Below are 14362 nucleotides of genomic sequence, written 5' to 3' on the forward strand. Positions count from 1 at the left end.
CCTACGCCCGCCCCTACCGCTCGGAGACCGAACGACGCGAAGCGTTCCCCGGCTGGCTGCACACCTACAATCACCACCGCGGACACACCGCGCTGAAGGGCCAACCACCCGCCAGCCGCGTCCCCAACCTCACAGGGCAATACAGCTAGCACGCGACGGGGGTTGGGCGGCAGGCCTTGGGTGCCCGGCCCTCCACCGGAACGCGGCATGAAGACCGGGAGTTGTCGGTGGCGGCCGTCATGATGGGGGCGTGGACTACAGCCTCGTCATCGCAGCCGCCCAGGCCGCCGGCCCCTGCCCCGTGGGAGAAGAACCGTCCTGGGGCCGCCGGGTGCACGCTCTGACCGTCGACCTGCACCTGATCGCCCAGCAGGCCGCGCAGGACATCGACCGGTTGGAGAGCGCCTCGCGGTTCGTGGCGTTCCTGGAGAACGTCGAGATCGAGGAGTCCAGCCGCCGGGGCCTGCTCACCCTGCGCTCACCGGCCGGGGAGACCGAGCACATCCGCACCGAGCAGCAGGAGACCGACCGCGGTCGCGACCTCATCGAGCGGGCCCGCGGCCTGCAGGGCCGTTGGGTGCTGGTCTTCCGGTACAACGAGAAGGCCTCCGCGACCAAGAGCGTGCGCATGCTCGCCCACCTCATGGACCTGGGCGACGGTGCCATCGCCGTGAACCTGGCGAAGAAGATCCTGCTCGACGACGCCGGCGGCGCCGTCCCCCGTGCACAGGCCGCGTGGGCCGAGGCCGGCCTGCCGGACTCCGGCGCCGTCTCCGTCGAGCAGCTGCAGCGGGCTCGCGCCGAGCTCAGGGGGACGTGAGTAGGGCGAGGCGAGACCGGTGGGCCCGTCTGTTCAGACGGCGTTGACGATCTAGTTCACCTGGCACATCTGGCGCAGCGCGGTCACCTACGCGGCGCCGGCCTTGCTCCGGCGGTTCGCCGTGGGTCTGTGCCGAGTGGGGCGGTTCCCTCGTTGGGCGGCAGGCGTAGCCCTACCCCGTCGTTCGTCGGCTGTCCAGGATCGGGCTTGCCCGATCGCGAAGCGGCGCCCTTGGGCGTCCTGGACGGCCGGCGGGCGGCGTGGTGCCCTCCGGGTGTCGTCCGACGAGGGGGCCGCACCGCGACTCCACCACCGTCTCCACCACCCACGACCCGTACCCAAATGCCGCCCCCTCGCCCCCTCCGCAGGGTGGCCGGGGTGTGGGGCAGCGCCCCGCGTCTTCCCTGACCTGGCCCGTTCTCTCCTTCTCTGATCACGCCTGGTGGTGGTGTGCTGACGCGTTGTCAGTGGCTCCTGTCAGCATGAGCGGTTGTGCGGGGAGTTGTCAGGAGGGGGAGGGCTTGTATGCCTTGGGTGCGGCCGTACGTGCGCTCTGACGGGACTCCGGTTCGCGGACATTCGCGGTGGGCTCCGGGAGCGAGGCGGGAGACGATGATCTTCGGTTTGGTGGTCTTGGCCGTGGTCGGTCTGGGCAACAGCAACGTCTCTGCGGGGGCTGAGGGGGCTCCGCAGCCGCATTCCACGGTCCGGTACCCGATCCAGTTCGACAGTGTTCCCGCTGCACCGGAGCCACGTCCCACGGTGTCCTACCCGATCCGGTGGAAGCGGTGACCCGGCGCCGGCCGCCGGCGCGGCGGCGTACGAGGCGGCCCAGCCGAAGGCAGCAGCAGCGGGACGCGCAGCTGACCGTCTTCGCCGTGGTGGCGGCTGCTGCCATAGGCCTGGTGGTGATGGTGGGCAACTGGCTGTTGGCGCACTGGTGGGTTCTTGTCGTGATCCTGGTGCTCGCTGTGCTCGCTGTGCTCGCTGTGCTCGCTGTGCTCGCTGTGCTCGCTGTGCTCGCTGTGCTCGCTGTGCTCGCTGTGCTCGCTGTGCTGGCGGGCGCCGGGTGGCTCTACAACCGGCAGCAGCGGGCCCAGTGGGAGGCCGTGCGGGCGCAGGGCCTGCACTACGGGCTGCCGCAGCTGGACGCACTGCACCATGCCCGGTTCGAGGACGCGATACGAGACCTGATGCGGCGGGACGGCTGCCGGGATGCTCAGCGGGTCGGCGGCCGCGGTGACCTGGGCGCGGACGTGAAGACCACGGACCCGTTCGGGCGGCGCTGGGTGATCCAGTGCAAGCACCGCCGCAACGGCGCTCAGGGCTCGGCGGTGGGCACACCGGATCTGCAGGTGCTCAACGGGACGGCCCGGCAGGTACACGGAGCCGATGTCGCGGTGATCGTCACGAACGGCCGGGTGACGGGTCCGGCTGTGGCCTTCGCCAAGCAGCAGCGGCTGCACGTCGTCGACCGCCAGACGCTCGCCGTGTGGGCGTCGGGCTCCCGGCCGCTGTGGGAGCTGCTGCGGGCGGTGCCGCCCCCGCGCCGCCCGTCGCCTTCGAGCTGAGGTGCGCGGTGCCGTCGGCGGGCGGAGTTCGGCAGCCGACCCTGGCCGTTCGGACGGCGATACTTCTCGGCTTCGTGCGTACGGCCGACAGCCCCTACGCCGCCTGGACCCAGTGCTCCGGGAGGGTGTCCTCGTCGGGCGGGCGCTGCGAGGCCTTCTCGCAGGCGCGCAGGACGGCCCAGGCCAGGGTGGACAGGCAGGTGAGGTACCAGGGCAGCGGCCAGGCGGAGCGCCACCACAGCGCTTGGGGGTCGAGGAGGAGGTCGAGTGCGGCGGTGGTCATGCCGGCCGCGAGGCTCCAGCACAGCAGGCGGCCGGCCCACTGGACGGCGAGCGCGAGCCGGTACGGGAGAAGGCAGCGTCGACGAGTGGAGCGGGAGCAGGGCATGCGTCTGCCCAACGCATTCATCGGTGAACGTCCTTCACAGCAGGGGCGGTTGCCGCGGGCTGGGGGACCACGCATGCAGGGCGCCATAAGTGTGCATCCCGTGAAGCCGAGCGCGTGGGAACGTCTCATGTACACCACACGCTCTGAGACGACTTCCCGGTCGGCCGTTGCCCGGCCATGACCGGCGAGGATGCCTGGGAAGGACTGTCCGACAGCCCAGACAGTAGGTCTGAACCTGGCTGAAAGAGAACTGCCACTGGCCGCAGACGTCCGCGAAATGAGCCAGGTCGGAGGATTCCGGTCAACGTGACCCTCGGAATCGACAACAGAAGCATCAATGCAGCCCAATATGAGGGGCAACTCACGTAGTAATAGCCCCATTTGTTCGCCAGGAGTGGTGGGGCTGATTCCGGCCCGCATGGATATGCCGTTCAGGGGGACGCCGGGCCGGTTTGTGTGCTTCTTGTGACAGCTTGTGTGCCACTGGTGACCGCTGGGGTTGCCGGGTCTGACTTCCTGTGGGGGGAAGCTGATGCACTCGCGTACTGCGCGCACGCCCATGTGGCGTGCCCGGAGAACACACAGAACCGCTCTCGTCTCGGCGATCACCACGGCCGCCGTGGTGATCGCGGCCGCGCCCGGCCTGGCGGCCGGCCCGAAGCCGGCGCTCCCGGAGCTGGAGAGCCCCTGGACGAAACCGACGAAGGTCGAGGCTCCCGCGACACCGGCCGGCCCGGTCAAGGCGCCGGAGTCGGAGGCGGAGGCGAGACCGTCGGCCGAGGTCGCGGCCTGGCGGGCGGCGCAGAAGGCCCGCGCCACGGGCGAGGAGCCTGCCAAGAGTTCCGCATCCCGCTCGGCGGCTGCCGCGGACGTCGCGGCGGCCGACTACCTGCCCGAGGGGCAGGGCGACGTGCCCTGGCACCAGATTCTCGACACCCGCCTCAACGACGCCCTCGTGGCGCGCATGAACATCTCCAACGGCAACCTGATGCTCGCCGCCACCGACTTCGACATCGCCGGCGTCGGGCAGAAGCTCCAGCTCACCCGCACCTACAACTCCCTCGAAGCCCCGTGGGGGAAGGTGACGCAACGCTGGTGGCAGGGATACGAGCGCTACCTGCAGATCAACGACGGTGAGGTGGACGTCTTCGACGCCACCGGCAACCTGCTGCGCTTCACCGAGAACGCCGACGGCACCTACACGACGCCGACGGGCTACTCGAAGGATCTGAAGAAGAACGCGGACGGCACCTACACCCTGACCGACCGCAAGTCCGGCACCAAGGACACCTACAACGAGCACGGCACGCTCACCAAGGTGACGGACAAGAACGACGGCACGATCACCGTCGACCAGCACGACGAGGGCAGCGAGCACAAGGGCTTCAAGCTCACCGAGACCCGCTCGGGCCGCTGGATCGACCTGGTCAAGACGAACGCCAGCCAGTGGCAGGCCAAGGACCACACCGGCCGCACCGCCGTCCTCGACCTTGATGCGGCCGGCAACCTCGCCAAGGTCACCGACACCGCCGACAAGGCCACCGCCTACGAGTACGACTCCTCCCGCCGGGTGACGAAGGTGACCACCCCCGAGGGCACGGTCACCCTGTTCACCTACGACAGCCACAACCGCGTCACTTCCATGCAACGGGTCACCGGCACGTCGGGCAGCGGGCACACGGGGCCGACCTGGCGCTACGACTACAGCGCGACCACCCCGTCGGACGCGGGAACGACGACGGTCACCGACCCCGACGGCGATGAGACGATCTACACACACAACGCGGACGGTGAGGTCACCAAGGTCACCGACCCGCTCGGCCACTCCCGCCACTCCACGTACAAGAACCACCTCACCCAGACCGCCATCGACGCGATGGGCACCGGCACGGACGGCACCGGCGGCAACACGACCACGTACGGCTGGGACGATCGCAACAATGCCGTCTCGCAGAGGTTGCCGCTCGGGGCGACGGCGTCGGTGACCCAGTACCAGACGATCGCCGGCACTGACCTTCCCAACGACTTCACCTCCGCCGACGGCCGCAAGGACACCTTCAAGTACGACACCAACGGCAACACCATGTCGGTCACCACCTCGGGCACCGCGGGTGGAACCCGTGAGTACACCTACAATGAGGCCGACCCGAAGTGCGGCGGTTTCGAGGGCCAGCGCTGCACGGCGAAGGACGGCAACGGCAAGGTCACCTCCTTCACCTACGACAACCACGGCAACCTGATCAAGGTGAAGCCGCCGGCACCGCTGGGGGAGACCACCTACACCTACGACGCGCTGGGCCGCGTGGAGACCGTCAAGGACGGCCGCGGCATCACCACCGTCTACGGCTACGACTCCCGCGACCGCGTCCGCGAGGTCTCCTCCACCAACTCCACCGTCACCTACTCCTACGACGGCGACGGCAACGTCAAGACCCGCACCGACGCCTCCGGCACCACGAAGTGGGACTACGACAAGCTCAACCGCGAGAGCGTCCGCACCCTGCAGAACGGCGCCCAGACGGCACTCGCCTACACCCCCGGCGGCGACGTCGACCACTACACCGACCCGACCGGCGAGACCGACTACACCTGGGACAAGGCCGGCCGCCTCGACTACCTGACCGCGCCGGACGGCAAGAAGACCGACTTCGACTACAACAACAACGACAAGCGCACCAAGACCGTCTACCCCGGCGGCACCACCCAGTCGGTGACGATCGACAAGAACGGCCGCCCGGAGAAGATCAAGACCACCTCCGGCACCCAGACCTTCGTCGACCTCGCCTACAGCTACAAGAACACCGCGGGCAAGGACACCACCAAGATCCGCATCCGCACCGACAACCTCACCAACTACACCACCACCTACGACTACGACTCCCAGGACCGCCTCCGCTACGCCCTGGAAGCCGACGCGGCGGGCACGCGGAAGGCGTCGTGGCTCTACTGCTGGGACAAGGCCGGCAACCTCACCAGCAGGGACGGCAGCAAGAACACCTGCCCCGGCGGCACGACCTACACCTACAACGACGCCTCCGAGCTGACCGGCAAGAACGGCTCCACCACCGGCTGGTCCTACGACAAGCTCGGCAACGAAACCGCAGCCGCCGGCAACACCCCCCGCACCGGCGAGTCCTGGACGGATTACAGCCAGCTGGCCGGCATCACCGCGGGCGGCAAGACCTACGACCTGGTCCACGCCGGCACCACCAACGCCGAACGCACCAAACTCGGCTCCACCTGGTTCCACCACACCGCCCTCGGCCTGGCCTCCACCACGACGAACGGCGTCGACACCGGATTCATCCGCGAACCCGCGGGCACGCTGAACTCCATGACGACTGGGGGGAAGTCCTACTACTACCTCACCGACGCCACCGGCAACGTCCTCGGCCTCGCCGACGACGCGGGCAAGCGCACGCATACGTACGCGTACGGACCCACCGGCCTGCCGCGCACGACACCGACGGAGGCCGCCCCCCAGCCGTACCGCTACGCGGGCGCGTATGCCGACCCGACCGGCCTTTACAAGATGGGCCACCGCTACTACGACCCCACCCTGGGCCGCTTCACCCAGCCCGACCCCTCCGGCCAGGAGAAGAATCCGTACCTCTATGCGGGCGGCGACCCCATTAACAATGTCGACCCGAGTGGCCTCCTGGGTTTCGGGTCCTTCGTCGACGGCGTGTTCGGCGGCAAGGACCTCGCAGAGATATGGCAGAACCGGAACGATCCCGAGGCACTGTTCTCGCAGGCCGTGGGCATCGCAGCTGGAGCCGTTTTCGGAGGCCTCTGCACCGCTGGGACCGCCACGATGGCGACGGCCGCAGGGATGCCCTACCTCACGCCGCTGACCACGGCAGGATGCGGTATCGCGGCCGACACCGTAAGCAACGTAACCGCAGGTGCGATGCAGGACTCGTTGTCCTGACAGAAGGAGAGCACGTGGACACTGGCAATGATCAAGGAAACATGCTGGACCACGGCGACGAGGCCGGACGAGCGGTGGCTGCTACTGGATTGTGGATCGCCCTGGTCGCCGGAATTGCCCTTGTACTCATCGGTGCCTTCGGCATGGTGGCAGGCCTGAAGCCAGCCGTCTGGGTGGCCGTGGTTGGTGTGATCGTCTCGGTCGGAGTGGCAGTGGCCATGCGCTCGCGAAACAAGTGAGTGGCGGAGGGAGCCGATCGGCCGCCACGGGCATCGCTGGATGCGGCCGGTGGTTCCCTCCGTGAACCTTCAGGGGCGGACGTGGTATGAGGCTGTTGTAGGGGTCAACAACATGATGAAGTGGTCGAAGCAGTCAGGAACTCGGTTTGTCTATTCTAATGACCGGCTCCCCTACGTGACCAGCAACCACTATAGAAGCTTCTATCAGTTGCCTGACTGTAAGTGACAAGAGTGTGCGGATTGAAATCGATGGTGCGAGGATTCATCCGAGAGGGATCTCCATGACGTCTTGTCGGAAGCCCTTGATTTCGGCCCTTATTACGGGGCTAATCTGAGCGCTCTATGGGATCGACTGTCGACGGACGTGGAACGACCAGTTGAGATCATCTGGAAAAAATCAGAGATCAGCAGGACGGCGCTGGGAGAGAGTGCATTCGAGCGCATTCGCCCTCTGCTCCTCCGTGTTCAGGCTCAGGATCGTTCCTTCGGTCGGGTTGACCGTTTTTCGGTGACTTTCGAATAGTATGCGGCGGGCCCCGCGGACTTCTTTGCGGTGTGGCCCGCCAAGGCCGGGCAGGGGAACAAGTTGCGGCTCCAGCTGTCTCGACCACGGGCTGGTCCTACGACAAGCTCGGCAACGAAACCGCCGCCGCCGGCAACACCCCCCGCACAGGCGAATCCTGGATTGACTACAGCCAGCTGGCCGGCATCACCGCCGGCGGCAAGACCTACGACCTGGTCCACGCCGGCACCACCAACGCCGAACGCACCAAACTCGGCTCCACCTGGTTCCACCACACCGCCCTCGGCCTGGCCTCCACGACCACGAACGGCGTCGACACGGGGGTTGAGGAACATCGGAACGAAAACCGGCGCTAAGGATCTATCGGCCCTGGTCGGCGGCTGACGGGACGTCGGTCGCGGGACCGATTCGAAGCCTTCCGCAGATAACGCCCTATTATCTGCGGGAAGGCTGATCGCGACCTGCGGGAACGGCCGTCAGGCCGTACATGAAGCGGCCCTGTTATCTGCGGCAAGGGGAAAGTAGTGTCCGCCGTCGTACAACTGCCCGCGGGGAAGGCTCTGACCGTCCGCGCGGCTCGGCGAGGGCCGGCCGCTGGCGGTCGTCGCGGACGACGAGATCGGCGAGGCTCTGGAACTGCTGTGGGGCAGCTCCGCGGTGAACACCTGGAATGCCCGGCGTGCGTCGGTGCTCTCGTGGCTGGGCTGGTGCGGTGAGCGCGGGTACGACGGCCCGGCGGTCCCGGCCTGGGCGAAGCGGCTCACCCCGCCGGACTCCGAGACGCCGGCCCGCTCGAAGATGGCGATCGACCGGCTGATCGCGCGGCGTGAGGTGCACCTGCGGGAGAAGACGCTGTGGCGGATGCTCTACGAGACCGTGGCCCGCGCCGAGGAAATCCTGGGTGTCAACATCGAGGAGCTGGATCTTGCCGGGCGCCGCGCCCCGGTGAAGGTCAAGGGTGCCCGCCCTCGTACGCGTCGCCGCGGCGCCATCCGCGAAGACTTCGTTCTGGAGACGGTCTACTGGGACGCAGGCACCGCCCGGCTGCTGCCCCGCCTGCTCAAGGGCCGTACGCGCGGGCCGGTGTTCGTCACCCACCGCAAGCCAGGCCCCAGCAAGGTTGTCAGCCCGCGCGACGTCTGCCCGGACACTGGGCTCGCCCGGCTCTCCTACGGGCAGGCCCGGATGTTGCTGGACGAGCACACGGCCCTCGGCGGTGAGCCGGGCACGGGCTGGGATCTGCATGAGTGGCGACACTGCGGCCTGACCCACCTCAGCGAGGGAGGGGCGAGCCTGCTGATGCTGATGGCGAAGTCCCGGCACAAGAAGGCGGAGAACGTACGGAAGTACTTCCACCCCTCCCCGGAGGCGATCGCCGACGTTACCAGCCTGCTCGCGCCGGGCGATCGCCGACGCTGACCGGGGGCGGGGCACTTTCCCAGAATTGGGGACCAGCGGTACAGCCGCAGGCGTCCGCGTCGTCCACACCGGCTCGCCCCATCACGCACCGATAGGCCCAAGGCTCTTCTCGGACACGGAGGGTTCGGGAGGGGCGGGGTCCGGTGTATGGGGCCGGCTAGTGCATCAGCTCGGAGTGGGGGTGCTCTGGCGCTGCCGGACAGACGTAGAGCTGCTGGTCGTAGCCGCTGCCGATCTGGACGGCGGTCGGTTGCCTTGGAGCAGGGTTGGTGCCGAGGGGCGCGACGCGGGCATCGCGGGGGACGCGACCGCGGTCGTGCACCTCAATGCCTTGGGCGCGGAAGAAGTCGATCACGGCCTGACCTTCCGGCCCAGTGTGGCGGGAGGACGGACTGGTGTGTGCTCGGTCTTCGCAAACTTCGTTCGGGAGCCAGCTGCTGTCGTCGTCGCCCTCGAACGTGGCGATAGTCAGTAGGGCATCCATGTCGCTGCCGCAGGCAGGGCAGAGCCGGGGGGTGGGGTCGGTGGCGCCCCAGCGAGGCCAACCGCCGACCTTCCAGCCGGGTGCGGCGGCCAACTCACGGTCGTAGAACAACTCCGGGGACGACGCGTAGTCGTCGACATCCGTGACAGCTGCCTGCCATTCGCTCCAGGCCCCGAGCTGCTCCCGGAGTTCCTTGCTCAACTCCAGGTGGTCGGGATATTCGGTGACCTGCTCCGGGTTGAGCAGGCACGGCTCGGGCAGGTAGCCGTCGGACCGCATCGCGGGCGGTTCGGGGGGCGTGGTGAGGATGTCGGTGACCGTGGCTGCCGACCGCCAGAACAGCGCGGTCCTGGGCATGGCCTGGTGGTCGAAGGGGCACCACAGGACCTGGAGCAGGTCAGCTCCTTCAGGTGTGTGCAGAGCGGGCACGTCCCGTCGGTACAACTGGGCGACGGGCAGCATCGCTATGGAACCCTCATACGGGGCGAGCGCCGACTTCAGCGGATTCTCCCGAGGGGGACGGATCCGCTGAAGGGTCTCTCGTTCCTGCGCGGTCAAGCTCCTGTCGCGCGAGGCGGCACGGATCTGCCGTTCCTGCCGCACGTCCGCCGGGGACAGGGCCGGGCGCGTTGTGTCCCTCACATGAGGTCCGTCGCAGTGCGGCCACGGCTCGTCGGCGGGCCATAGCAGCGGTCCGCCGATGGAACTGTCCTGCGGTGACGGAGACCCGGGGCGGGGGTGCAACCGGGTCGCCGTACGTGCCAGCGGGCCCAGTTGAGGGAAGAGCGCGGTGACGTCGAACGGCCGTGGTGGAGTGGTCGGAGTGCTGTTCATAGCCGCGATCTTGCCAACTCACTCTGACAACGCTCGCAGCCACCTCGGAGCAACCTCTCCCCAGGCGAAACCTTGCAGGGTTGACCTGCACCTCTGAGGTACTCAAACCTCACTTAAGTTTCCTGATTCGCCTCCAGCTTTGAGCCCGGTGTGATGGGTCGTCAGCGTTCTGCGCCGCTGACGACCCATCACCGAGTGTCATTCCTCGTCGGCGGCGTCCGGATCGCGCAGCGGACGCAGGCCCCCGGGCAGGTCGGGGAGTTGGAAGGAATACCGGCCGAGCATGTTGATGTGATGGCGGACGAACGGGGAGAGGCGAGCCACGTCCTCGTCGCGGACGTCGAACCCGTCCTCGCGCAGCTGAGTGACGGCGGCGTCCATGTACCTCGTGTTGAAGAGCACCAGGGCGTTGAGGACCAGTCCGAGGGCGCCGATCTGGTCCTCCATGCCGTCCTGGTAGCGCTGGTAGAGCTGTCCGGCCCGGCCATGGAAGATCTTCCGGGCGAGCGCGTGGCGGCCCTCTTGGAGGTTGGCCTGCACCTTTATCTGCCTGCGGTATCCGGGCTCGTCGGCCAGACGCAGGATGTGCAGGGTCTTGGCGATCCGCCCGTAGTGCGCGATCGCGTCGCCGAGCGGGGTGGGGCGGCCGTCCCGGGACAGCATCCGGATCACGTCGTAGGCGCGTACGGCCCCGGTGTGGATGGAGCCGATGATCCGCAGGATGTCCTCCCAGTGCCGCTCGATCCGGGCGAGGTCGACCCGGCCGCGGGCCGCGTCCTGGAAGGCGCCGTAGTCAGCGGCGCGGTCAATGCGCCACATCTTCTGGTCCGGCAGGTCGGCGAGCTGGGGCGCGTACGCGAATCCCGCCAGGGTCAGGAGACCAAACACGATGTCGGAGTACGAGGCGGTATCCGTGACGATCATCTCCGGGCGCTTGCCGCCGTCACGGTCGTAGAGCACATCCAATACGTACAACGAGTCGCGAGGGGTGCCGGCCACGACCTTCCCGCCGAGCCCGGCCGCCTGGTCATTGATCATGTTGAGCCAGGTGGCGCCGCCCCGGCGGCCGAAGTACTTCGGGTTCGGCCGTGCGTACACGCTTGGAACTGGGACGACGAACCGCATCCGGTCGACCGAGGCGACCAGCCCGCCGCCCCACGCGCTCGCGAGCCCGATGGCCGCCTGGTGTTCGATCAGTGTGGCGTTTGCGGCCCGGTACGTCGCGAGTCGACGTGGGAGAGCCGCCCGTACTTCAGCGCGTCTATGCCGCCGATGACCGGGGTGTAGCCGACGTTGCATCCGTGCGCGACCAGCAGCGCCGCGATCGTCACGGGCAGGTCCTTGAGGCGGGCCTCGCCGCCGGTGATCGAGGTGAACGCCTGGTCGGCGCCAGTCCAGGAGAACACTTCCAGGAGCACCTCGGGCAGGTCGACGCGAGGAAGCATCGCGTTCACCGCGGCCCGCAGGTCGAGCAGCGAGGCGGGTTCCGGTTCCGGCTCCAGGGCGGCGAAGTGCAGTCGGCCGTCGTCGTCGAAGACGATCTGGGCGTTATTCGGAAGCCGTCCGACGACTTCTCGATACGTGCCGTCCAGCAGAGCGGCCCGCGCGGTCAGGTGCTCGCCCGCCCCCGCGGGCAGGTTGAGCGAGGCCAGCACGGTGGGCTTGGCCTGCTCCCACGCCTCACCGGCCAGCAGCTTCGCCCTGGGATCGCCCCACTTGGATGAGTTCTTCGCGAACACTTCCCGCCGGCGCAGCATCCGGTGGAACTGCTCCAGGATGCGGAACGTGTACGCCTTCCAGTCCACGGTGCCCGGCTCCAGGTGCGGGGCCGAAAGGACCAGGCGACGCCAGGAGCCGACGAGCAGATCGGTGTCGATCTCCCTCGGGCCGACCTTCTTGCGGCCCATCAGGTCAGGCAGCGACTTCAGCGCGGTCAGCACCGGCAGCCCTTCCGGGGTCGCTCCAAAGTCGACGACCTTGACCAGGAGCTTGAGGAACGGCCGTACGGTGCCGAACCGGTTGACCAGCATCGCCCGCCATGCCTCGTCCGAGTCGGCGTCGAGCGGCGGGGTCAGCTCGAACAGGGCGGCGATCGCGGCGGCCAGCTCGTGGCGCGGCACCACCGCCTCGATCCGCTCCCACATCGCTGTCAGCGTCTCCACCTTCGGCGGGCTGACCTCCCCGGTGTCGGTGTCGACCTGCTCGCTCGTGGTGTCGCAGACGACCTGGAACGCAGTCGCCAGCTTCGCGCCGGCCCGCTCCACCCTCGGTAGCGTCTTGATCTTCTCCTTGACCGTCTCCCGCTCGGCCTTGGCCAGCAGCTTCGTCGCGATCAGCACCTCCAGCAGGTCCAGGGCGTCGTCCACGGCCCGGGTCGTCAGGTAGACTGCGGTGGCCAGCAGCGTCGCCGTGCGGCGCGAGTCGCCGTGCCGCTTGAGGAGCGACGCCTTGCCGTCCACGCCGTACCGCGACAGCTCTGCGAGGCGCCGCGGCGGTATCCCCGACACGTCCAGTGCACGCATGTCCAGGTCGGCGATCTCCTCGGCCCGCTCCAGGGCCCATTTCATCTGCGGTCCGGACACTCGCATCGGCCCGCGCCGCAGCCGGTCCAGCTCCGAGACCCGGGCGCCGGACGGCACGGTCAACAGGGAGTCCAGCACCGCTCTCTGGCCGATGCTCAGCATCCCGTACAGGGTGTCCCACAGCCGCTGGTTCGCCGCCTCCCGCACCGAGGCGACCAGGCGGGTCAGTGTCGTCACGCCGGGCAGCAGCACCCGGCGCTCGCGCAGCTGGCCGACCGCCGCGTCGAACAGGGCCTTCGGGCCCTCGCGTGTCGTCCAGGCCCGTGCGTCCACCCAGGTCCGCAGGTCGGTCTCCGCCTCGGCGAACTCCTTGTACTCCAGGACCCGCCGCAGCTCACGTACGTGGTCCAGGCGGGTGTTCTCCCGTTCGCCGTACGCTTTCAGCACCGACGCGTCGCCGATGTCGAGCTGCTCGGCGAGGTAGTCGATGACCTCCGCCGGAACGTCCGTGGGGTCGTCGAGGAACACCCCCAGATACCGCGCGGTCGTCAGCTGTAGCGCGTAGCCCAGGCGGTTATGGGACCGTCGCTTGGCCTCGATCAGCTCTCGGTCAGCGTCGTCCAGGAAGAAGAAGCGCTCCAGCTCCGTACGGGACGGCCCACCGCGAAATGCCGCATACGCGGCAGCCTGCTCATCCGTCAAAAACTCAACCGGCACTCCGGGCCTCCGAACAGTCGATCAACAACAACTGCCGAAGGTTCCGCTGCCGCAGAAGCCCAGGTCAAAGCCTCTCTGAGCACGCCCAGGGCTTAGCGCCGGTTTTCGTTCCGATGTTCCTCAACCCCCGACACCGGATTCATCCGCGAACCCGCGGGCACGCTGAACTCGATGACGACTGGGGGGAAGTCCTACTACTACCTCACCGACGCCACCGGCAACGTCCTCGGCCTCGCCGACGACACCGGCAAGCGCACGCCTACACCAGCGCGGTCATCCGCCTGCTCGCCGAACGAGCACCGGGTCTGCTGAAGGTCCTGCGCGAACGACCCGAACTTCATCCTTCTGGATGGCACGCTCGCCGAGTGCGACCGGATCGGCGACGGACAGGCCGACTACTCCCACAAGCACCGCCGGCACGGCGTGAACGTGCAGGTTGTCACCGATCCGGACGGCCGGCTGCTGTGGCTCTCGCCTGCGCTGCCGGGCCGGGCTCACGACCTGACAGCCGCCCGCACCCACCGCATCCTCCGCATCTGCGAGCGCCAGGGCGTCCCCATCCTGGCTGATCTCGCCTACCAGGGCGGCGGTCCATGGCTGACCACGGGCATCAAACGCAGGCCCCTGCAGGAACTCACCCCCACAGAGAAGACCGCCAACCGGGCCTTGGCCTCGGCACGGGCGCCGGTCGAACGCGGCGTCGCCCGACTGAAGTCCTGGCGGATCTTCCGCAGGTCCCGATGTAGCCCCAACCGCATGTCGTCAATCGTCAAAGCCGTGCTCACGCTGGAGCGGCAACGCTGAAGAAGCTCAATATGTCCGACGGGGACGCGTCTGCGGGGTGTCGGACGTGCCCTGCGGGTGCTGACGGGTGTGGAGGGCCTGCTCGACATTCTCCAGACGCCGCCGTTGCC

Annotated in this window: 9 protein-coding genes and 4 pseudogenes; 10 read left to right on the forward strand and 3 right to left on the reverse strand. The window is 68.2% G+C overall.

What is annotated here, in order from left to right; translation table 11 throughout:
* The 3 genes and pseudogenes from ACIQ1J_RS35115 to ACIQ1J_RS35125 form a co-directional block, all read left to right on the forward strand.
* Positions 1 to 149 (forward strand): annotated as a pseudogene (locus ACIQ1J_RS35115) (IS481 family transposase); the annotation flags it as partial.
* A gap of 101 nt (positions 150 to 250) precedes the next feature.
* Complete coding sequence (locus tag ACIQ1J_RS35120; protein ID WP_403563425.1) at positions 251 to 820, forward strand: hypothetical protein; 570 nt, start codon at positions 251 to 253, stop codon at positions 818 to 820.
* Positions 821 to 1608: 788 nt separating this feature from the next.
* Complete coding sequence (locus ACIQ1J_RS35125; RefSeq protein ID WP_403563427.1) at positions 1609 to 2391, forward strand: restriction endonuclease; 783 nt, start codon at positions 1609 to 1611, stop codon at positions 2389 to 2391.
* A gap of 94 nt (positions 2392 to 2485) precedes the next feature.
* Here the strand turns inward: ACIQ1J_RS35125 and ACIQ1J_RS35130 are convergent, their stop codons facing one another.
* Positions 2486 to 2800: a hypothetical protein gene (locus ACIQ1J_RS35130; protein WP_403563429.1), complete on the reverse strand. Its 315-nt coding sequence runs from the start codon at positions 2798 to 2800 to the stop codon at positions 2486 to 2488.
* 538 nt (positions 2801 to 3338) lie between these two features.
* Between ACIQ1J_RS35130 and ACIQ1J_RS35135 the strand changes: the two genes are divergently transcribed.
* The 5 genes and pseudogenes from ACIQ1J_RS35135 to ACIQ1J_RS35155 all read left to right on the forward strand — a co-directional run bounded on the left by ACIQ1J_RS35135 (position 3339) and on the right by ACIQ1J_RS35155 (position 8891).
* Positions 3339 to 6710, forward strand: coding sequence for an RHS repeat-associated core domain-containing protein (locus ACIQ1J_RS35135; RefSeq protein ID WP_403563439.1), 3372 nt, complete (start codon positions 3339 to 3341; stop codon positions 6708 to 6710).
* 14 nt (positions 6711 to 6724) lie between these two features.
* Positions 6725 to 6949: a hypothetical protein gene (locus ACIQ1J_RS35140; RefSeq protein ID WP_403563431.1), complete on the forward strand. Its 225-nt coding sequence runs from the start codon at positions 6725 to 6727 to the stop codon at positions 6947 to 6949.
* A gap of 289 nt (positions 6950 to 7238) precedes the next feature.
* Positions 7239 to 7472, forward strand: a complete 234-nt coding sequence (locus ACIQ1J_RS35145; RefSeq protein WP_403563433.1) for a barstar family protein — start codon at positions 7239 to 7241, stop codon at positions 7470 to 7472.
* A gap of 32 nt (positions 7473 to 7504) precedes the next feature.
* On the forward strand, positions 7505 to 7828 hold the full coding sequence (locus ACIQ1J_RS35150; protein ID WP_403563435.1) for a hypothetical protein: 324 nt from the start codon (positions 7505 to 7507) through the stop codon (positions 7826 to 7828).
* Between the two features lie 168 nt (positions 7829 to 7996).
* Positions 7997 to 8891 (forward strand): annotated as a pseudogene (locus ACIQ1J_RS35155) (tyrosine-type recombinase/integrase).
* Between the two features lie 157 nt (positions 8892 to 9048).
* Here the strand turns inward: ACIQ1J_RS35155 and ACIQ1J_RS35160 are convergent.
* Both ACIQ1J_RS35160 and ACIQ1J_RS35165 read right to left on the reverse strand, forming a co-directional pair.
* On the reverse strand, positions 9049 to 10017 hold the full coding sequence (locus ACIQ1J_RS35160) for a hypothetical protein (protein ID WP_403563437.1): 969 nt from the start codon (positions 10015 to 10017) through the stop codon (positions 9049 to 9051).
* Between the two features lie 390 nt (positions 10018 to 10407).
* Positions 10408 to 13448, reverse strand: a pseudogene (locus tag ACIQ1J_RS35165) (Tn3 family transposase).
* Between the two features lie 171 nt (positions 13449 to 13619).
* Between ACIQ1J_RS35165 and ACIQ1J_RS35170 the strand changes: the two are divergent.
* Both ACIQ1J_RS35170 and ACIQ1J_RS35175 read left to right on the forward strand, forming a co-directional pair.
* A complete protein-coding gene (locus tag ACIQ1J_RS35170; RefSeq protein ID WP_403563441.1) occupies positions 13620 to 13760 on the forward strand; it encodes a hypothetical protein in 141 nt (46 codons plus the stop codon).
* Positions 13700 to 14252: pseudogene (locus ACIQ1J_RS35175) on the forward strand (transposase family protein); the annotation flags it as partial. The gene ACIQ1J_RS35170 and the pseudogene ACIQ1J_RS35175, both read left to right, overlap by 61 nt.
* Between the last annotated feature and the right edge of the window lie 110 nt (positions 14253 to 14362).

It is taken from the genome of Streptomyces sp. NPDC097107 (genome assembly GCF_044762405.1).
Taxonomy (GTDB): Bacteria; Actinomycetota; Actinomycetes; order Streptomycetales; family Streptomycetaceae; genus Streptomyces; species Streptomyces thinghirensis.

What these genes read in the sequence shown, in the direction of transcription:
- ACIQ1J_RS35135 (WP_403563439.1), top strand. Translation starts at nt 3,339, where the DNA reads ATGTGGCGTGCCCGGAGAACACACAGAACCGCTCTCGTCTCGGCGATC.
- ACIQ1J_RS35170 (WP_403563441.1), top strand. Translation starts at nt 13,620, where the DNA reads ATGACGACTGGGGGGAAGTCCTACTACTACCTCACCGACGCCACCGGC.
- ACIQ1J_RS35130 (WP_403563429.1), bottom strand. Translation starts at nt 2,800, where the DNA reads ATGAATGCGTTGGGCAGACGCATGCCCTGCTCCCGCTCCACTCGTCGA.